Below are 17,175 nucleotides of genomic sequence, written 5' to 3'. Positions count from 1 at the left end.
AGCAGACTGGAGTTAGAGTAACCGAACGATCGGTCGGGACAAGAGGGCCCGGCAGACCTGTGGATAAGTCGGTGCGGGAGGATCAGGACATGACAGCAATCGAGCGGTCCCGCACAGTGGCGGTCATCGGCGCGGGAACCATGGGGCAGGGCATCGCCCAGGTCGCCCTTCTCGCAGGTCACCGCGTGCTGATCCACGACATCGACGCCGCGCTCTCCGCCGACGGGGTCTCCATGGTGCAGGACCGCGTCGAGCGGATGGCCGCGAAGGGCCGCCTCGACCGCGCCGAGGCCGAGGACGCGATCGGCCGAATCGATTCGGCCGGTACCCTCGCGGACCTCGCCGGCGCCGCCCTCGTCATCGAGGCGATCGTCGAGAACGTCGCCGTCAAGAACGCGCTGTTCAAGGCCCTCGAAGAGGTGGTCTCGCCGGACGCGCTGCTGGCCACCAACACCTCCTCCCTCTCCGTGACCGAGCTCGCCGCCGGCCTCGCGCACCCCGGCCGCTTCCTCGGCCTGCACTTCTTCAACCCGGCGCCGCTGCTCCCGCTCGTCGAGGTGGTCAGCGGGTTCGCGACCGACCCGGCCGCCGCCGAGCGCGCGTACCGCACGGTCCTCGGCTGGGGGAAGACCCCGGTCCGCTGCGCCGACACCCCCGGATTCATCGTCAACCGGATCGCCCGCCCCTTCTACGCCGAGGCCTTCGCGGTCTACGAGGAGCAGGGCGCCGACCCGGCCACCATCGACGCCGTGCTCCGCGAGAGCGGCGGCTTCAAGATGGGCCCGTTCCAGCTCACCGACCTGATCGGCCAGGACGTCAACGAGGCCGTGACCCGCTCGGTGTGGGAGTCCTTCTTCCGCAGCCCCAAGTTCACCCCCTCCCTCGCGCAGCGCCGGCTGGTCCAGTCGGGCCGCCTCGGCCGCAAGTCGGGACACGGCTGGTACCCGTACGGCCCGGACGCGCAGGTGCCCGGACCGCACACCGCCGGTCCCGAGGACGCCCCGGAGAAGGTCACCGTCGTCGGCGACCTCGGCCCCGCGGCGGAGCTCGCCGAGCTCATGGAGGAGGCCGGGATCGCGGTCAAGTCCACCGAGCACGGAGGCCCGTACATCCAGCTGCCCGGCGACGGCCAGCTGGTCCTGGCCGACGGCAAGACCTCCGTGGAGTTCACGGACGTCGTCTACTTCGACCTCGCGCTCGACTACCGGGGCGCCACCCGGATCGCGCTCTCCGCCGGCACCGACACGAGCGAGCGGACCCTCGCCGAGGCGATCGGCCTCTTCCAGAAGCTCGGCAAGCGGGTCTCCGTCATCGGCGACGTCCCCGGCATGATCGTCGCCCGGACCGTCGCGATGCTGATCGACCTGACGGCCGACGCCGTCGCCCGCGGGGTCGCCTCCGCCGAAGACATCGACACGGCGATGCGGCTCGGGGTCAACTACCCGCTGGGCCCCTCCGAATGGCACGACCGGCTCGGCCGGGACTGGGCGTACGACCTGCTGCACCACCTGGACGAGCGCTGTCCCGGCGGCCGGTACGCGCCCTCGCTCGCGCTGTTCAAGCTGGGCTACGAGGCGGACGGGGACGAGGACGACACGGTGGACGACACGGGGGAGACGGAATGACCACGGCCAAGCGGGACACCTACACGCCCGAGACCCTGCTGTCCGTCGCCGTCCAGGTCTTCAACGAACGGGGCTACGACGGAACCTCGATGGAGCACCTCTCCAAGGCCGCCGGAATCTCCAAGTCCTCGATCTACCACCACGTCACGGGCAAGGAGGAACTGCTGCGCCGTGCCGTCAGCCGCGCCCTCGACGGCCTCTTCGGGATCCTGGAGGAACCGGGCGCCACGCGGGGCCGCGCGGTCGAGCGCGTCGAGTACGTCACGCGCCGCACGGTCGAGGTGCTGGTCTCGGAGCTGCCGTACGTGACGCTGCTGCTGCGCGTGCGCGGCAACACCCGCACCGAGCGCTGGGCGCTGGAGCGCCGCCGCGAGTTCGACCACCAGGTGGCGGACCTGCTCAAGGCCGCCGCGGCGGAAGGCGACCTGCGGGCGGACGTGGACATCCGGCTCGCCACCCGGCTGCTCTTCGGCATGGTCAACTCCCTGGTCGAGTGGTACCGCCCCCACCCGGGCACGAGCCACGCCCAGCTCGCCGACGCGGTGGTCCACATGGCCTTCGACGGGCTGCGCACGGCCCGCTGAATCCAGGGGCGGCGGGGGTGGGCGGCGTGTGAGCATGCCGCATGAGCACCTTCCTCCCCACCCTCACCGAACGTCGTTCGCCCTGGGTCACGCTCACCTCCTCCGCCGACCCCTGGGTGGCCGGGGCCGAGGCAGAGTTGCGGGCCCGGGGCGGGATCGTCCTGCGGCTGGACGGCGAGGAGCTGCACGAGGAGCGCTGCCTGTACCGGGCGTTCGCCCGTGAACTGGGCTTTCCCGGCTACTTCGGGCACAACTGGGACGCGATCGTCGACTGCCTCGGCGACTGGCACGGGCCGGGGCACGGCGAGCAGGACGTCGCGGTGCTGATCGACCGTGCGGACGGACTGCTCGGCGCGGAGTTCCTGGGCCTGTTCGTCTCCGTCCTGGCGCGAGGTGCCTGGCGGGCGAACTTCATGGTCGACGCCGACGGGGATCCGGATGAATGGCGAGATCCCTTCGCCCTGCACTTCGTCCTCCTGACGGACCACACCCCGCCCCCCGCGTTCGCCGACGCGGTGGCGGCGGCGGATCCCGATCTGGCCGTGGTCGACGGGCGGCTGCTGGCGACCCTGACGGACCTCGACTGGCCCGGCGGGGACCCGGTCTGGCCCCCGGCCGACGGGCGGCCCGCCCCGCCGCCGAAGGCCCGGACGGCCTAGTCCTCCGAGATCGCCGGAGTGGCCCCCTGGCCCGGGGTCGAGTCCAGGAGGTCCGTTTCCTCGAAGACCAGCAGGGTGCGGGTCGAGAGGACCTCCGGGATGGCCTGGAGGCGGGTCAGGACCAGCTCGCGCAGGGTGCGGTTGTCCGGGGTGTGCACCAGCAGGAGGACGTCGAAGTCGCCGCTGACCAGGGCGATGTGCGCGGCGCCCGGGAGCTCGCGGAGCTGTTCGCGGACCGTGCGCCAGGAGTTCTGGACGATCTTCAGCGTGATGTAGGCCGAGGCGCCCTGGCCTGCCCTTTCGTGGTTGACGCGGGCGGTGAACCCGCGGATCACGCCGTCGTCGATGAGCCGGTTGATGCGGGCGTACGCGTTCGCGCGCGAGACGTGCACCTGTTCCGCCACGGACCGTATCGACGTGCGGCCGTCCGCCTGGAGCAGTCTGATGATCGATCTGTCGATCGGATCCAGGGGTCGGGGTGCTGCCGGGGTGCCTCCCGGTGGGGCCGGTGTGGGACCCGCTCCGGCCATTTGTTCATCCGGCATTGCCCGATGCCTCCCTCTCCTGGACGTCCTGCATCCATCCCAGAGCCCCGGCGCCCGTTTGTCCACAGCCTGGAGCCGCCTGTAGCCAAATTGCGCGGACAACCGAACAATCGGTAGGTGAGGCGCCTCACACCCGAGCCGTCGCCCTGCCCGCTTCCCACGAGGAGGTGTACGCCGCCATGACGGTCCAAGAGCTGCCCGGTGCCGGTGCGTCCCACCGTTCCACCCCGCCGCCCGCCTGGAGGCCCCGTACGGACGCCGCTCCGCTGCTGCCCGACGCCGAGCCCTACCGGGTCCTCGGCACGTCGGCGGCCGAGCGTCTGGACCCCGCGCTGATGCGCCGCTGCTACGCCGAGCTCGTGCGCGGCCGCCGCTACAACGCGCAGGCCACGGCACTGACCAAGCAGGGGCGGCTCGCCGTGTACCCGTCGACCGTCGGGCAGGAGGCCTGCGAGATCGCGGCCGCGATGGTGCTGGAGGAGCAGGACTGGCTCTTCCCGAGCTACCGCGACACCCTGGCGGCCGTGGCGCGCGGACTGGACCCGGTCCAGGCGCTGACCCTGCTGCGCGGCGACTGGCACACCGGCTACGACCCCCGTGAGCACCGCATAGCCCCGCTGTCCACCCCGCTCGCCACCCAGCTGCCGCACGCGGTGGGCCTGGCCCACGCGGCCCGGCTGCGCGGCGACGACGTCGTCGCCCTGGCCATGGTCGGCGACGGCGGCACCAGCGAGGGCGACTTCCACGAGGCGCTGAACTTCGCCGCCGTCTGGCAGGCCCCCGTCGTCTTCCTCGTGCAGAACAACGGCTTCGCGATATCCGTCCCGCTCGCCAAGCAGAGTGCCGCCCCGACGCTGGCGCACAAGGCCGTCGGATACGGCATGCCCGGCCGGCTGGTCGACGGCAACGACATCGCGGCCATGCACGAGGTGCTCACCGAAGCCGTCCGGCGCGCCCGGTCCGGCGGCGGTCCGACCCTGATCGAGGCCGTCACCTACCGGATGGAGGCCCACACGAACGCCGACGACGCGACCCGCTACCGCGGAGACGCCGAGGTCGAGGCCTGGAAGGCGCACGACCCGATCGAGCTGTTGGAGCGCGAGCTGACCGCCCGCGGGATCCTCGACGAGGCGGGCGTGCGGCAGGCGCGCGACGACGCCGAGGCGATGGCGGCGGCCCTGCGCGAGGGCATGAACGCGGACCCCGTGCTCAACCCGATGGACCTGTTCGAAAACGTCTACGCGGAGCAGACCGGCCTGCTGCGCGAGCAGGCGGCCATGCTGCGTGCCGAGCTCGAAGCCGGGGACCAGGAGTGACGACGGTGGCGGCGAAGTCCGTGAAGTCGGGCGTCAAGCCCGCGACCATGGCCCAGGCCCTGACCCGGGCCATGCGCGACGCGATGGCCGAGGACCCGACCGTCCACGTCATGGGCGAGGACGTCGGCACGCTCGGCGGGGTCTTCCGGATCACCGACGGGCTCGCGAAGGAGTTCGGCGAGGACCGCTGCACGGACACCCCGCTCGCGGAGGCGGGAATCCTGGGCGCGGCCGTCGGCATGGCCATGTACGGGCTGCGGCCGGTCGTGGAGATGCAGTTCGACGCGTTCGCGTACCCGGCCTTCGAGCAGCTGATCTCGCACGTCGCGAAGATGCGCAACCGCACGCGCGGCGCCATGCCGCTGCCCATCACCATCCGCGTGCCGTACGGCGGCGGGATCGGCGGCGTGGAGCACCACTGCGACTCCTCCGAGGCGTACTACGTGGCCACCCCCGGCCTGCACGTGGTGACCCCGGCGACCGTCGAGGACGCGTACGGGCTGCTGCGCGCCTCGATCGCCAGCGACGACCCGGTGGTCTTCCTGGAGCCGAAGCGGCTGTACTGGTCCAAGGCAGACTGGTCCCCGGAGAAGCCGACGGCCGTCCCGGGCATCGGGAAGGCGCTGGTGCGCCGTACGGGCACGAGCGCCACGCTGATCACCTACGGGCCCTCGCTGCCGGTGTGCCTGGAAGCGGCCGAGGCGGCGCGCGAGGAGGGCTGGGACCTGGAGGTCGTGGACCTGCGCTCGCTCGTGCCCTTCGACGAGGAGACGGTCGTGCAGTCCGTACGCCGGACCGGGCGCGCCGTGGTGGTCCACGAGGCCGCGGGCTTCGGCGGACCGGGCGCGGAGATCGCCGCCCGCGTCACGGAGCGCTGCTTCCACCACCTGGAGGCGCCGGTGCTGCGCGTGACGGGCTTCGACATCCCCTACCCGCCGCCGATGCTGGAGAAGCACCACCTGCCCGGCGTGGACCGGATCCTGGACACCGTGGCCCGCCTGCAGTGGGAGAACTGATGGCGCAGGTAATGGAATTCAAGCTTCCCGATCTCGGGGAGGGCCTGACCGAGGCCGAGATCGTGCGCTGGCTGGTCGCGGTGGGCGATGTCGTCGCGATCGACCAGCCCGTGGTCGAGGTCGAGACGGCCAAGGCGATGGTGGAGGTTCCGTGCCCCTACGGCGGTGTCGTCACCGCCCGTTTCGGGGAGGAGGGCACGGAACTCCCCGTCGGGGCGCCGCTGATCACCGTGGCGGTGGGTGCGCGGGACCTGGCCGAGATGGCCGAGCCCGCGGAGCCGGAGGCCGAGTCCTCGGGCTCGGTGCCCCGGCCGCTGATCGGCTACGGCTCGGACGACTCGCGGCCGGCGCGTCGGCGACGGGTGCGACCCGTCACCGCCGCGGTGTCGGCGCCGGTTGCCCCGGCCGTGCCGGTGGCTCCGGTTGCTCCGGTTGCTCCGGTTGCTCCGGTGGTGCCGGTTGCTCCGGCCGGGCCCGTTCCGGTGATCTCGCCGCTGGTGCGCAAGCTCGCGCGGGACGGCGGGATCGACCTGCGCGGGCTCGCCGGGTCGGGGCCGGACGGACTGATCATGCGGGCGGACGTGGAGGCCGCGCTGGCGGCTCTGCGGGCTCCCGAGCCGGTCGCCGTCGCCGCCGCCCCCGCGCGGGTGGAGGGCGACCGCGTGCCGCTCAAGGGTGTGCGCGGGGCGGTCGCGGAGAAGCTCTCGCGCAGCCGGCGGGAGATCCCGGACGCCACGTGCTGGGTCGACGCGGACGCCACCGAGCTGATGGCGGCGCGGGCCGCGATGAACGCGGTGGGCGGGCCCAAGATCTCGGTGCTCGCGCTGCTGGCCCGGATCTGCACGGCCGCGCTCGCGAAGTACCCGGAGCTGAACTCCACGGTGGATCTGGCGGCGAACGAGATCGTCCGGCTCCCGTCGGTGCACCTGGGCTTCGCAGCCCAGACCGAGCGGGGCCTGATGGTCCCGGTCGTACGCGACGCCCATACCCGCAACCCGGAGTCGCTGTCGGCGGAGTTCGCCCGGCTGACGGAGCTGGCGCGGGGCGGGAAGCTGTCCCCGGCGGACCTCACCGGCGGGACGTTCACGCTGAACAACTACGGGGTGTTCGGGGTCGACGGCTCGACACCGATCATCAACCACCCGGAGGCGGCCATGCTCGGCGTGGGCCGGATCATGGCGAAGCCGTGGGTGCACCGGGGGGAGCTGGCGGTCCGTCAGGTCGTGCAGCTGTCCCTGACCTTCGACCACCGGGTGTGCGACGGGGGTACGGCGGGTGGGTTCCTGCGGTACGTCGCGGACTGCGTGGAGTCGCCGGCGGTGCTCTTGCGTTCGCTGTAACGGGTACGGGTACGGGTACGGGTACGGGTACGGGTGCGAGTGCGGGTGCCGCTGCGCGGAGCTGCTCCCCGCCCCGCCCTTCCTCCGTTCCCCGGGGCTCCGCCCCGGACCCCGGGCCTCAAACGCCGGCCGGGCTGAAGAATCCAGCCTCGCCGGCGTTTGAGGCGCGGGGATTCGCGGGCGGAGCCCCGCAGCGGCGCCGCACACGAACCGGGGTCAGAGTGTGAGCAGGACCTTGCCCACGTGGGTGCTGGATTCCAGTACACGGTGGGCCTCGGCCGCCCGGGCCATCGGGAACACCTCGTGCACGACCGGGAGGACCCGGCCCGCCGTCACCAGGGGCCACACGTGCTCCCGTACGGCCGCGACGATCGCCGCCTTCTCCTCCAGCGGGCGGCTGCGCAGGGAGGTGGCGGTGATCGCGGCGCGCTTGGCGAGGAGGGCGCCGAGGTTCAGTTCGGCCTTCAGCCCGCCCTGGAGGCCGATCACCGCGAGCCGGCCGTTCACGGCCAGGGCCGCCACGTTCCGCTCCAGGTACTTCGCGCCCATGATGTCCAGGATCACGTCCGCCCCGGCCCCGCCGGTCGCCGCCTTGATCTCCTCCACGAAGTCCTGTTCGCGGTAGTCGATCAGGATGTCCGCGCCCAGTTCCGCGCAGCGCTCCAGCTTCTCCTTGCTGCCCGCCGTCACCGCCACGCGCGCGCCGACCGCCTTGGCGAGCTGGATCGCCGTCGTCCCGATGCCACTGGATCCGCCGTGGACGAGGAGGGTCTCGCCGGGGCGCAGTCCCGCCACCATGAACACGTTGGACCACACGGTGCAGACCGTCTCGGGCAGCGCGGCCGCCGTCACCAGGTCCAGGCCGGCCGGGACCGGCAGCAGCTGGCCCGCCGGGACGGCGACCTTCTGCGCGTACCCGCCGCCCGCCAGCAGGGCGCAGACCTCGTCGCCGACCGCCCAGCCGGAGACGCCCGGCCCGATCGCGGCGATCCGCCCGGAGCACTCCAGCCCGGGGTAGGGGGAGGAGCCGGGCGGGGGATCGTAGAAGCCCTGCCGTTGCAGGAGGTCGGCGCGGTTCACGGCGCTCGCCGCGACCTCGACGAGGACCTCGCCCTCGCCCGCCACCGGATCGGGTACGTCGGTCCAGACGAGGGCCTCGGGGCCGCCGGGCTGCTCGATGGTGATCGCATGCATGGCCCGGAGGCTACGCGACTGTGCCCGCGCCGCCCAAGCACCTGGGATCCTTGGTGGCGCTGGGCACAGAGGAACCGTCAACTTCTTTGGAGGGACGCCGACATGTCCGAAGAACGCTTGCAGCGCAACCAGCTGGTGATCGATGAGTTCCGCGCCGCCGGGGGGAAGGTGGGCGGGGACTTCGCGGGGCTCCCGCTGCTGCTCCTCACCACCACCGGCGCCCGCAGCGGCGAGCAGCGCACCATGCCGATGGCCTACCTGCGCGACGGGGAGAGGCTGGTGGTGTTCGCCGCCAACGGCGGCCGTGAGAACCGTCCGGGCTGGTACTACAACCTGCTCGCCGACCCCTCCGCCCGCGTCGAGGTCGGCACCGAGGCGTACGGGGTGACGGCGGTGGAGACCGAGGGCGCCGAGCGGGAGCGGCTCTGGGAGCTCCAGTTGGAGAACACCCCGTTCCTCGCGGGGCTCCAGGAGCGGGCCGGCCGTCGCGTCCCGGTCCTCGCGCTGACCCGCACGGACGCCGCCTAGCGGACGACCGCCGGCCCTGGGTGCGGTGCTACTCCGCCGGGCCCAGGGTGACGGGCGGCCGGCCGTGCGCGGTCGCGCGGACGATGGTGATGAGACGGTCCGTCAGCTGGAGCGGGCTCGCGTGCGGATCGTCGTAGGGCAGCAGCCGGTGTCCGCGCAGCACGCTCACCACCAGGTCGGGGGTCTCCCGTACGGACTTGCCCACCTCGTCCTTGTTCACGGGCCGTTCGATGAGGTCGAGGCCGCTGCCCTGCTGGATGAGGTCCTCCATCACCGTGCCCGCGCTCGGGCTGAGCACCGACAGGCCCAGCAGCCGGCCGGCCGCGCTCGCGCTCGTGATGACGGCGTCGGCGCCGGACTGGCGCAGCAGCGGCGCGTTCTCCTCCTCGCGGACCGCGGCGACGATCTTCGCGCCCCGGTTGAGCTGGCGTGCCGTCAGGGTGACCAGTACGGCGGTGTCGTCCCGCTGGGTGGCGATGATGATCTGGCGGGCCTTCTGCAGTTCGGCGCGCAGCAGTACGTCGGAGCGGGTGGCGTCGCCGACCACGCCCGTGAAGCCCTCCGCGTTGGCCGTGTCGATGACCTTGGCGCTGGGATCGACGATGACGACGTGATCCCGGGGAAGTCCGGTGGCCAGCAGCGTCTGCAGGGCGGAGCGGCCCTTGGTGCCGAAGCCGACGACGACCGTGTGGTCACGCAAGTTCTTCCTCCAGCGGTTCAGCCGCCACTCTTCCCTCGTCCGCTCCGTGAGGACTTCCAGGGTGGTGCCGACCAGGATGATCAGGAACAGTACGCGCAACGGGGTGATCAGCAGGATGTTGATCAGCCGCGCACTGTCGCTGTACGGGACGATGTCGCCGTATCCGGTCGTCGACAGGGTGACGGTGGCGTAGTAGACGCAGTCGAGGAAGTCGACCGTCTCGTTGGCGTTGTCGTGGTAGCCGCCGCGGTCCAGCCACACGATCAGGACCGTCAGGGCCATCACGAACAGGGCCATCAGCAGGCGTTTGGCGACCTGCCGTATGGGCTTCTCGACGATGCGCTTGGGCATTCTGATGCGTTGGGCGGCGAGCTTCTCGTCGGCGTCACGCGCCATGGCGTCATGGCGGTGGAGTTTCACGTGAAACATCCTCCGGCGGCCCACGGCAGGTCCAGGATTTCCAGTTCCTGCCCGGACCGCGCGCCCTTGGGCGGTACGACGGCCAGCGCGTCGGCGGCCGCCACACCGCGCAGCATCGCGGGGCCGTGGTAGCGCAGTGGCACCGCGTGCTCGTCGCCCAGCATGACCGGGACGAGCCGGGTGTCGAACGGGTGGCCCGGTACGTCGCCCTCGATCGTCGCCGTGTAGCGCGGGCGCCGGCGGCGGCCCGCGAGGGCGCGCAGCAGCGGTTCGGCGAGGGTCAGCAGTCCGGAGACCGCGGCGAGGGGGTTCCCGGGCAGCCCGACCAGGTGCCGCCCGTCGGCCCGGTCGCCGATGCGGGCCAGCAGCATCGGATGGCCCGGACGTACGGCGACCCCGTCGACGAGCAGTTCGGCGCCGGCCCGCTCCAGCACGGGGTGGACGTGGTCCACGGGCCCGGAGGCGGTGCCGCCGGTGGTGACGATGAGATCGGCGGTGGAGGTGGTGACGGCCTTCAGCAGGGCCTCGACCCCGGCGGGGTCGTCGCCGAGCCGCCGAGTGGCCACGACCTCGGCGCCGAGCCGGCTGAGCCAGGGGCCGAGCATGGGGCTGAGGGCGTCGCGGATCAGGCCGTCGTGCGGGAGGCCCTCGGTCAGCAGCTCGTCACCCAGGACCAGGATCTCCACGCGGGGCCGGGGCCGGGTGGTCAGCTCGTCGTACCCGGCGGCCGCGGCGAGCCCGAGCACGGCCGGGGTGACCAGGGAGCCGGCGGGCAGCAGCAGGTCGCCCGAGCGGCACTCCTGGCCGCGCGGGCGGATGTCCTGGCCGGTGACGACGGTCCGCTCGGCGAAGAGCTGGCTGCCGGACTCGCGGCTGTGCTCGCTGCGGATGACGGCGGTGGCGTCGGCGGGGATCCGGGCGCCGGTGGCGATCCGTACGGCCTCGCCGTCCGCGAGCGGCTCGGGCCGGTCGGTGCCGGCGAGGACGTCCGCACCGCCGCGGACGGTCCAGGGGCCCGGGCCGGCGACGGCCCAGCCGTCCATGGCGGAGGTGTCGAAGGACGGCAGGTCGGTCAGGGCGTCCAGCGGCGCGGCCAGCACCTCGCCGAGGGCGTCCGCGAGGGGCACCCGGTGGGTCCGGGCCCGTACGCCGTTCCCGGCGCGGACGGCGGCCTCCCGGGCCCCCGGCCAGGGGGTGGCGCGGTGGCCGGAGCCGCCGGGGCCCGCGGGGCCCCCGGAGCCGCCGTGAGGGCCGTTGCCGGGGCCGTGGCCGGGGACGCTGCGGCTGACCAGAGCCAGTGCCTGGTCGAGGGCGTGGTCGGCGTCGGTGGGGGTCATCCGGAGCCGTTCTGTTCGTCGGCCTGCGCCTCGGCGGCCCAGCGCAGCGCCAGATCGGCGGCTTTGCGGGAGGCCTCGGCCACGGCCTGGGCGGGGTCGGCGCCGGTGGCCTCGGCCTGGGCGGCCGCGTAACCGACGAGGAAGGTGGTCAGTGGTGCGGCGGGCCGGGCGACGCCGTGCGCGGCATCACGGGCGAGGTCGAGCAGGGTCTTGGTGTCGACGGCGAGGTCGATGCCCAGCTCGTTCTTGACGGCGGTGATCCATTGGTCCAGCACGGTTCCATGCTCCCTGATCCGGGCCCGGGCGGCCGCGAGATCCTCCCAGGTGTCGCAGTCGAAGGAGGCGAGCGGCCGGGGTGCCGTGAGGCGGGTGAGGTCCAGTTCGGAGGTGAGGCCGCGCAGCGGGAGCCCCGTCAGGCGGCCGTGTTCGGCGGCGAGCAGGGCGATCTCGCGGCGCAGCGGCTCGGCCCGGTAGGCGGCGACCAGGGGCTGGTCGCGGCCGTCGGGGTCCCGTAGCAGGGCCCCCTCGGTGGCCCCGACACCGTCGAGGAGCGCCCGTACGGTGTCGCCGTCCAGGAACGGCAGGTCCGCGGAGAGCACGAGGACCGTCTCGGCGGTGGTCTGGCGGAGCCCCGCGTCCAGGGCGGCCACCGGGCCGCCGCCCGGCGGTTCCTCGCGGGCCCATCGCACCGGGCGCGTGGTCGCCCGGCGCCCGCCGACGACCACGGTGGTGCGGGCGTCCTCGCAGGCGTCGAGGACGCGGTCGAGGAGGGTGCGGCCGCCGACGCTCAGCGCGGGCTTGTCGGCCCCGCCGAGTCGCCTCGCGGCGCCGCCTGCCAGGACGATCGCGTCGTAGGTCATCCCCCGAGTATGCGGCGCCCATGTTTCGGGCGGGGAAACCCACTTAGCCGCCGGTCGCCTCCGGCGCGGTCGGCGGTACCGGGTGCGGGTCCGTTGCCGGGGCTCTGCCCCCGCGTCCCCGCGCCTCTCGCCTCCGGCGGGGCCGGAGGTTGGCTGGTGCCCGCTGTCCGGTGCGGGTCAACGATTCGGGGCTCCGCCCCGGACCCCGCTCCTCAATCGCCGGAGGGGCTGGAGTTTCCCGGGCCGGGGCCCCGCCCCTTGCGGGTCCTGCGCGGTGTCCCGGCGGGGCGTCTCCTCGTCCTCGCGCCTGCGGCCGTCGTGAAAGTGCTGAGGGTGGTTGCGCGCTCGTCCTGCGGGGACGCCCCACCGTGCCCCCGCTCCGACAGTCCGACAAGGCCCCGCCCGGGCGGGGCGGGATCGTGCTGTTGGGGTGGGGGTCCGCAGGAGGGTCCCCGCAGGACGAGCGCGCAACCACCCCGACACATCTCGCGGTGCCCGCAGGCGCGAGGACGAGGAGACCCTCCGGAGGGCCCCCGCCCCAACCCGGCCGGTCCCGCTCCAGGACACCACCCAGCCCCGCCGGCGTTTGAGGCGCGGGGGCGCGGGGGCAGCGCCCCCGGAACGGCGCCGCACCCGGCAAAACCACGCCAGCGCCCCCGGAACGGTGCCGCGCCCGGCAGGACCACGCCACCCCGCCGGAGGCGCGAGGCAGCGCCCCCGGCACGGCGCCGCACCCGGCAGCGGGCCGCGCGTACGGCGAAGGCGGGTCCCGCGCTCCGGGGAGCGTGGGACCCGCCTTCGTCCGGCCGGCCGCCGGAGGCTAGAGGTACGGCCCCGAGCGGATCGCGCCGTGGCCGTCCTCGTCGTCCGTCGGCGCCCCCGGAGGCAGCGCCCGGCGCATCTGTTCCAGTTGGGCCCGCGCCGCCATCTGCTGCGCGAACAGGGCCGTCTGGATGCCGTGGAAGAGGCCCTCCAGCCAGCCGACCAACTGTGCCTGCGCGATGCGCAGTTCCGCTTCCGAGGGAATGGCCTCGTTCGTGAACGGGAGGGACAGGCGCTCCAGTTCCTCCACGAGCTCGGGGGCCAGGCCGTCCTCCAGCTCCTTCACCGAGGCGGCATGGATGTCCTTGAGCCGGACCCGGCTCGCCTCGTCCAGAGGCGCTGCGCGTACCTCTTCCAGGAGTTGCTTGATCATGCTGCCGATCCGCATGACCTTGGCGGGCTGTTCGACCATCTCCGTCACCGGGACCTCGCGCGACTCGTCATCGGCGCCGCCGACCGCCATCCCGTCCTGTCCCACGATCATGACGTGCGGGGGGCTGTCCTGCGACCGTTCACTCCTCGGCATCTCCATGCCGTTCATTCTCTCGCACACCTTCGTCAGCAGACGTGTGCCCCCGTACGAGCGTGATCCACCCTGTACGAGGGCACGAGATCAGCCGGTCGTCCGCCGGGCCAGTGCGCCGTTCGAGCGGGTGACCAGTGCGGCCAGCAGCGCCGCGCCCAGCGGGACCAGGATCAGCAGCCCGCCCAGGGTCTCCCACGGCACCGCGATCGGCACGTACGGCACTTCGTCGGGCGACGCGTAGCCCATGTCGATCCCGGACTGGTAGAGGCGCTGCAACTGCCGTTCCTCGGTGAGCCGCAGCCCGACCGCCGGCAGGATCCCGGCCGCCGAGCCCAGGACCACGCCCATCAGGGCGACCACCCCGCACTGGAAGCCGCTGAGCGTGCGCCGGACGCGCGGCGCCGCACCCACCGCGGCCAGGGTCTTCAGGTCGGCTTCGGCGTCGGCCTGGGCGAGCCCGGTGGCGATGCCGGCCGCGCCGATGGTGACCAGGCCGGCGAAGACCGTGAGCGCGAGCAGGGCGAGGCTGTCGTCGCCCTGGTAGCCCGCCTCGATGCGCACGGACGCCTCCACGCCCATCCGGTCGATCTCCCCGGCGATCTCCTGCTTCTGTTCGCTGCCGGCCGGGCCGTCGAGGCTGAAGTAGGAGCCGAACGGGGCGGTGGTCAGCCCGGTGGCCTTCACGGCCGCCGCGGGCAGGACCGCCTCGATGCCCCAGCCCTCGGTGCTGTCGGGTGCCTGGTGGACGGGGAGGACCTTGTCCTCGCCCGGCGGGTCCTCGCCGGGGTTGCCGAGGCCGTCGGCGGCCTTCGGGTCGGTGATGATCCGCAGGACGAGCCTGCCGTCCTTGACGTTGCGCTTGTCGAAGGAGACGGCCTGGCCGGACTTGAGGGCGGCCACCGAGCCCGGATCGGTCACGGCGAGTACGGAGAGCAGCTTCTCGTCGGCGACGACGACCTCGTGCTGCGCGCTGTGCCGGTTCTGCTCGCACCGCCAGTCCCGGCTCAGCTCCTTGGCCTGCTCCCGGGTGAAGGAGGCGGGCCCGTTCGGGGCGTCGAAGAGCGGGCAGCGCTGTTCCTTGGGCGCGATGATCTGGACCCGGCCGCAGCCCGGTTCCGAGGAGTACGTGTCGCAGCCCGGCTTGCCGACGACCAGGCGGTCGACGTCCGCGCGCTGTGTCAGCGGGAGTTGCTTGGAGAGCACCTCGCGCAGGGCGGGCACCTCCTTGTGGGCGCTGTTCTCCGTGGTCTGCAACAACCCTGCGTGGTCCGGCAGTTGCGCCTCGTACTGGTGCCGGTTCTGGAGTTCCTGGCTGTGCTGGTACGTGGCCACCGCGACGGTTCCGGCGACGGCGGCCAGTACGGCGGCCACGGCGGGTGCCGTACGCCCCCGGTTGCGCACGGCGTCGCGCAGCGCGAGCCGCGGCGACAGCGGCAGCCACCGCCCGAGCCGGCCGAAGAGGCCGACCAGGACCGGGGTGAGGGCGACGACGCCGAGCTCGGCCAGCGCGCTGCCGCCCGCCACCACGGTGGGGCCCATCTCCGAGGCGGAGCCGTACAGGGCGATGGCGGCGCCGCCGCCGACGGCGACCAGGCCGAGGACGGGCAGCACCCGGTTGGCACGGCGGACCCCGCGGCGGCCGGTCAGCGAGGCCAGCACGGTCTGCCGGGAGGCGGTGACGGCCGGGACGACCGCGGCCAGCAGCCCGGTCACCACGGCCAGCAGGGCGATGCCGGCCAGCTCCAGCGGGCGCAGGTCGTAAGCGCCGAAGCGGGCGCCGATGTACTGCTCCAGCACCGGCCGGAGCACGACGGTCAGCGCCAGGCCGAGGGCGGTGCCGGTGACGGCGGCCACGGCGCCGATGACCAGGCCGCCGGAGAGCACGATGGAGCGGATGTGCCTGCGGTCGCCGCCGTTGGCGCCGACCAGGCCCAGCTGGCGGCGCGAGCGCCGGGCGCCGACCGCGAAGGCCGGCCCGGCGAGCAGGCAGATCTCCAGCATGGCCAGGCCGACGATGGTGGCCAGGATCGCCTTCTCGGTGTTCGAGGTGGCGATGCCGAGGGCGATCTCCGTCTTCGCCTCCTGTTGGTACAGGGGTACGTCGGAGTCGGCCGGCGGGTCGAGGAAGACGGCGCGGGACTTGACGAGCAGGCCCTTGGCGTTCGCCGCCTTGACCATGTTCCACGTGAAACCATCGCCGCCGACCTTCACCAGGTAGGCGTCCTCGGGCCGCACCCCGGGTGAGCCGGCGGCCTGAAGGGCCTTGTCGAGCGGGGCGAGCAGGGTCCCGGGCGGGGCGATGAGCTCGTCCGAGTTCAGCTCGTCGGGCAGCTCGTACGCCCCGACGATCTTGTACGGGGAACTCGCGCCGCGGGGGGTGACCGAGGAGCCGACGTGGAGGCCGGAGTTCTTCAGGAAGGCGGTGGTGGCCACCAGCTCGCCCGCGGTCTCGGGCAGCCGGCCGCGGTCGACCGTGATCAGGCCGGCCGTCAGCGGGCTGCTCGTGTCGAGTTCGCGCACCTTGGTGTCGAGCAGCCCGTGGGTGGTGCGGACCTTGGCGTAGGCGGTGGAGTCCTTGACGGCCTGGACGCCGGCCGGGAGCGCGGAGGCCACCGGATCGGGCTGGTCCTCCTTGGGCCTGGGCCCGCCGGTGTAGTCCTTGAAGCCGCCGACGGGCGCGTAGGTGGAGCCGTCGGGCCTCTGGTAGATGGGCACGCCCAGGTTCGACGTGCTCACCCGGGCGTCGGCGGCGCCGACCACGCGGGTGGCGTGCTGCCCGGGGGAGAGCTGCGCGCTGCGCAGGGTGAAGTCGGCCGCGCTCACCCCGACGATCGGCAGGGCGAGCATCGCGAGGACGAGGGAGCTGCGGCCCTTGGCGCGCCAGGCGTCGCGGCGGGCGATGCGCAGCGCCGCGACCCAGGAGTGGTACCAGCCTTGGAGCGAGGAGGTCACTGGGCGGCCGCCCGCCCGGAGAGCAGGGAGTCGGCCCCGCTGCGCAGGGTCTCGTCGATCACGTTGCCGTCGCGCAGGAAGACCACGCGGTCGGCCCAGGCGGCGAACCGCGGCTCGTGCGTGACGAGGATCCCGGCCGCGCCCGCGTCGCAGCGGGAGCGCAGCAGGCCCAGGACGGACTCGCCGGTCTCGGAGTCGAGGGCGCCGGTGGGCTCGTCGGCGAGGACGAGGCGGCGGTCGCCGACCAGGGCGCGGGCGATGGCCACGCGCTGCTGCTGGCCGCCGGACATCTCGTCGGGGAAGCGGTCGGCGAGCGAGCCCAGGCCCATCTCGTCCAGCGCGGCGAGCGCGGAGACGCGGGCCTTGCGGGCGGAGACGCCGTCGAGTTCGCGGGGCAGGGCCACGTTCTCCGCGGCGGTGAGCGCCGGGATCAGGTTGTAGTCCTGGAAGACGTAGCCGATGCTGCGGCGGCGCAGGGCGGCCATCTGCTTGCGGCTCGCGGTGGTGATGTCGGTGCCCTCGACGATCACCCGGCCGCTGGTCGGGGTGTCGAGGCCGCCCGCGAGGGTCAGCAGTGTGGACTTCCCGGAGCCGGACGGGCCCATGACGGCGACGAGTTCGCCCGGGTACACGGACAGGTCGATGCCGCGCAGGGCGTGCACCTCGGTGGTGCCGCTGCCGTGGGTGCGGACGAGCCGGTCCAACTGGAGTACGGGTTGCCGGGACTGGTGCTGTTCGGACATGAAGGGTC

At 73.3% G+C, this 17,175-nt stretch carries 15 protein-coding genes; 7 read left to right on the top strand and 8 right to left on the bottom strand.

The window, feature by feature from the left end; genetic code table 11:
- Positions 1 to 89 precede the first annotated feature (89 nt).
- Genes ACIQ5Y_RS05010 through ACIQ5Y_RS05000 form a run of 3 tightly spaced genes read left to right on the top strand, consistent with a single transcriptional unit; the run spans position 90 to position 2,868 of the window.
- Positions 90 to 1,625 carry a 3-hydroxyacyl-CoA dehydrogenase gene (locus tag ACIQ5Y_RS05010; protein WP_403875055.1) on the top strand — a complete coding sequence of 512 codons (1,536 nt, stop codon included), beginning with the start codon at positions 90 to 92 and terminating at the stop codon, positions 1,623 to 1,625.
- The gene (locus ACIQ5Y_RS05005) at positions 1,622 to 2,209 is read left to right on the top strand and encodes a TetR/AcrR family transcriptional regulator (protein WP_384586141.1); all 588 of its coding nucleotides are present in this window, start codon (positions 1,622 to 1,624) and stop codon (positions 2,207 to 2,209) included. The genes ACIQ5Y_RS05010 and ACIQ5Y_RS05005 overlap by 4 nt, the downstream gene beginning before the upstream one ends.
- Before the next feature lie 41 nt (positions 2,210 to 2,250).
- Positions 2,251 to 2,868, top strand: coding sequence for a barstar family protein (locus tag ACIQ5Y_RS05000; protein ID WP_403875052.1), 618 nt, complete (start codon positions 2,251 to 2,253; stop codon positions 2,866 to 2,868).
- Here the strand turns inward: ACIQ5Y_RS05000 and ACIQ5Y_RS04995 are convergent.
- Entirely contained in the window at positions 2,865 to 3,413 is a 549-nt protein-coding gene (locus tag ACIQ5Y_RS04995) for an Lrp/AsnC family transcriptional regulator (RefSeq protein ID WP_403875050.1), read from the bottom strand. The genes ACIQ5Y_RS05000 and ACIQ5Y_RS04995 overlap by 4 nt on opposite strands.
- A 179-nt stretch (positions 3,414 to 3,592) precedes the next feature.
- Here ACIQ5Y_RS04995 and pdhA point away from each other — a divergent pair, with 179 nt between their 5' ends.
- From pdhA to ACIQ5Y_RS04980, 3 genes are read left to right on the top strand one after another with little or no spacing between them, the layout of a single operon-like run.
- Positions 3,593 to 4,729: a pyruvate dehydrogenase (acetyl-transferring) E1 component subunit alpha gene (gene pdhA, locus ACIQ5Y_RS04990; RefSeq protein ID WP_403875048.1), complete on the top strand. Its 1,137-nt coding sequence runs from the start codon at positions 3,593 to 3,595 to the stop codon at positions 4,727 to 4,729.
- A gap of 47 nt (positions 4,730 to 4,776) precedes the next feature.
- Positions 4,777 to 5,745: an alpha-ketoacid dehydrogenase subunit beta gene (locus tag ACIQ5Y_RS04985; protein WP_403875689.1), complete on the top strand. Its 969-nt coding sequence runs from the start codon at positions 4,777 to 4,779 to the stop codon at positions 5,743 to 5,745.
- Positions 5,745 to 7,085, top strand: coding sequence for a dihydrolipoamide acetyltransferase family protein (locus tag ACIQ5Y_RS04980; protein ID WP_403875046.1), 1,341 nt, complete (start codon positions 5,745 to 5,747; stop codon positions 7,083 to 7,085). The genes ACIQ5Y_RS04985 and ACIQ5Y_RS04980 overlap by 1 nt, the downstream gene beginning before the upstream one ends.
- 216 nt (positions 7,086 to 7,301) lie before the next feature.
- Here the strand turns inward: ACIQ5Y_RS04980 and ACIQ5Y_RS04975 are convergent, their stop codons facing one another.
- Positions 7,302 to 8,279 carry an NAD(P)H-quinone oxidoreductase gene (locus ACIQ5Y_RS04975; RefSeq protein ID WP_403875044.1) on the bottom strand — a complete coding sequence of 326 codons (978 nt, stop codon included), beginning with the start codon at positions 8,277 to 8,279 and terminating at the stop codon, positions 7,302 to 7,304.
- Positions 8,280 to 8,381: 102 nt separating this feature from the next.
- Between ACIQ5Y_RS04975 and ACIQ5Y_RS04970 the strand changes: the two genes are divergently transcribed.
- Positions 8,382 to 8,807 carry a nitroreductase/quinone reductase family protein gene (locus ACIQ5Y_RS04970; protein WP_403875042.1) on the top strand — a complete coding sequence of 142 codons (426 nt, stop codon included), beginning with the start codon at positions 8,382 to 8,384 and terminating at the stop codon, positions 8,805 to 8,807.
- Positions 8,808 to 8,835: 28 nt separating this feature from the next.
- On the opposite strand, the gene ACIQ5Y_RS04965 is transcribed toward ACIQ5Y_RS04970, so the two are convergent.
- From ACIQ5Y_RS04965 to ACIQ5Y_RS04940, 6 genes are all read right to left on the bottom strand, one after another.
- Positions 8,836 to 9,936, bottom strand: a complete 1,101-nt coding sequence (locus tag ACIQ5Y_RS04965) for a potassium channel family protein (RefSeq protein ID WP_403875040.1) — start codon at positions 9,934 to 9,936, stop codon at positions 8,836 to 8,838.
- Positions 9,924 to 11,264, bottom strand: coding sequence for a molybdopterin molybdotransferase MoeA (locus ACIQ5Y_RS04960; protein ID WP_403875038.1), 1,341 nt, complete (start codon positions 11,262 to 11,264; stop codon positions 9,924 to 9,926). The genes ACIQ5Y_RS04965 and ACIQ5Y_RS04960 overlap by 13 nt, the downstream gene beginning before the upstream one ends.
- Entirely contained in the window at positions 11,261 to 12,124 is an 864-nt protein-coding gene (locus ACIQ5Y_RS04955; protein ID WP_403875036.1) for an NTP transferase domain-containing protein, read from the bottom strand. Before ACIQ5Y_RS04955 ends, ACIQ5Y_RS04960 begins: the two co-directional genes overlap by 4 nt.
- A gap of 820 nt (positions 12,125 to 12,944) precedes the next feature.
- The gene (locus tag ACIQ5Y_RS04950; protein ID WP_384587403.1) at positions 12,945 to 13,478 is read right to left on the bottom strand and encodes a bacterial proteasome activator family protein; all 534 of its coding nucleotides are present in this window, start codon (positions 13,476 to 13,478) and stop codon (positions 12,945 to 12,947) included.
- A gap of 81 nt (positions 13,479 to 13,559) precedes the next feature.
- On the bottom strand, positions 13,560 to 16,319 hold the full coding sequence (locus ACIQ5Y_RS04945) for an FtsX-like permease family protein (RefSeq protein WP_403875685.1): 2,760 nt from the start codon (positions 16,317 to 16,319) through the stop codon (positions 13,560 to 13,562).
- A gap of 101 nt (positions 16,320 to 16,420) precedes the next feature.
- Positions 16,421 to 17,167 (bottom strand): ABC transporter ATP-binding protein, encoded by a 747-nt coding sequence (locus tag ACIQ5Y_RS04940; protein ID WP_403875034.1) that lies wholly within the window; start codon positions 17,165 to 17,167, stop codon positions 16,421 to 16,423.
- Positions 17,168 to 17,175 lie beyond the last annotated feature (8 nt).

Source organism: Streptomyces sp. NPDC096339, from assembly GCF_044762985.1.
Classification (GTDB): domain Bacteria; phylum Actinomycetota; class Actinomycetes; order Streptomycetales; family Streptomycetaceae; genus Streptomyces.
This window is presented reverse-complemented; position numbering and strand designations above follow the sequence as displayed.

Excerpts from the sequence above, each read along its gene's own strand:
- ACIQ5Y_RS05000 (WP_403875052.1), top strand. The coding sequence starts at position 2,251 with ATGAGCACCTTCCTCCCCACCCTCACCGAACGTCGTTCGCCCTGGGTC.
- ACIQ5Y_RS04995 (WP_403875050.1), bottom strand. The coding sequence starts at position 3,413 with ATGCCGGATGAACAAATGGCCGGAGCGGGTCCCACACCGGCCCCACCG.
- ACIQ5Y_RS04960 (WP_403875038.1), bottom strand. The coding sequence starts at position 11,264 with ATGACCCCCACCGACGCCGACCACGCCCTCGACCAGGCACTGGCTCTG.
- ACIQ5Y_RS05005 (WP_384586141.1), top strand. The coding sequence starts at position 1,622 with ATGACCACGGCCAAGCGGGACACCTACACGCCCGAGACCCTGCTGTCC.
- ACIQ5Y_RS04985 (WP_403875689.1), top strand. The coding sequence starts at position 4,777 with ATGGCCCAGGCCCTGACCCGGGCCATGCGCGACGCGATGGCCGAGGAC.
- ACIQ5Y_RS04975 (WP_403875044.1), bottom strand. The coding sequence starts at position 8,279 with ATGCATGCGATCACCATCGAGCAGCCCGGCGGCCCCGAGGCCCTCGTC.
- ACIQ5Y_RS04965 (WP_403875040.1), bottom strand. The coding sequence starts at position 9,936 with ATGTTTCACGTGAAACTCCACCGCCATGACGCCATGGCGCGTGACGCC.
- ACIQ5Y_RS05010 (WP_403875055.1), top strand. The coding sequence starts at position 90 with ATGACAGCAATCGAGCGGTCCCGCACAGTGGCGGTCATCGGCGCGGGA.
- ACIQ5Y_RS04970 (WP_403875042.1), top strand. The coding sequence starts at position 8,382 with ATGTCCGAAGAACGCTTGCAGCGCAACCAGCTGGTGATCGATGAGTTC.
- ACIQ5Y_RS04950 (WP_384587403.1), bottom strand. The coding sequence starts at position 13,478 with ATGGAGATGCCGAGGAGTGAACGGTCGCAGGACAGCCCCCCGCACGTC.
- pdhA (WP_403875048.1), top strand. The coding sequence starts at position 3,593 with ATGACGGTCCAAGAGCTGCCCGGTGCCGGTGCGTCCCACCGTTCCACC.
- ACIQ5Y_RS04940 (WP_403875034.1), bottom strand. The coding sequence starts at position 17,167 with ATGTCCGAACAGCACCAGTCCCGGCAACCCGTACTCCAGTTGGACCGG.
- ACIQ5Y_RS04945 (WP_403875685.1), bottom strand. The coding sequence starts at position 16,319 with ATGCTCGCCCTGCCGATCGTCGGGGTGAGCGCGGCCGACTTCACCCTG.
- ACIQ5Y_RS04980 (WP_403875046.1), top strand. The coding sequence starts at position 5,745 with ATGGCGCAGGTAATGGAATTCAAGCTTCCCGATCTCGGGGAGGGCCTG.
- ACIQ5Y_RS04955 (WP_403875036.1), bottom strand. The coding sequence starts at position 12,124 with ATGACCTACGACGCGATCGTCCTGGCAGGCGGCGCCGCGAGGCGACTC.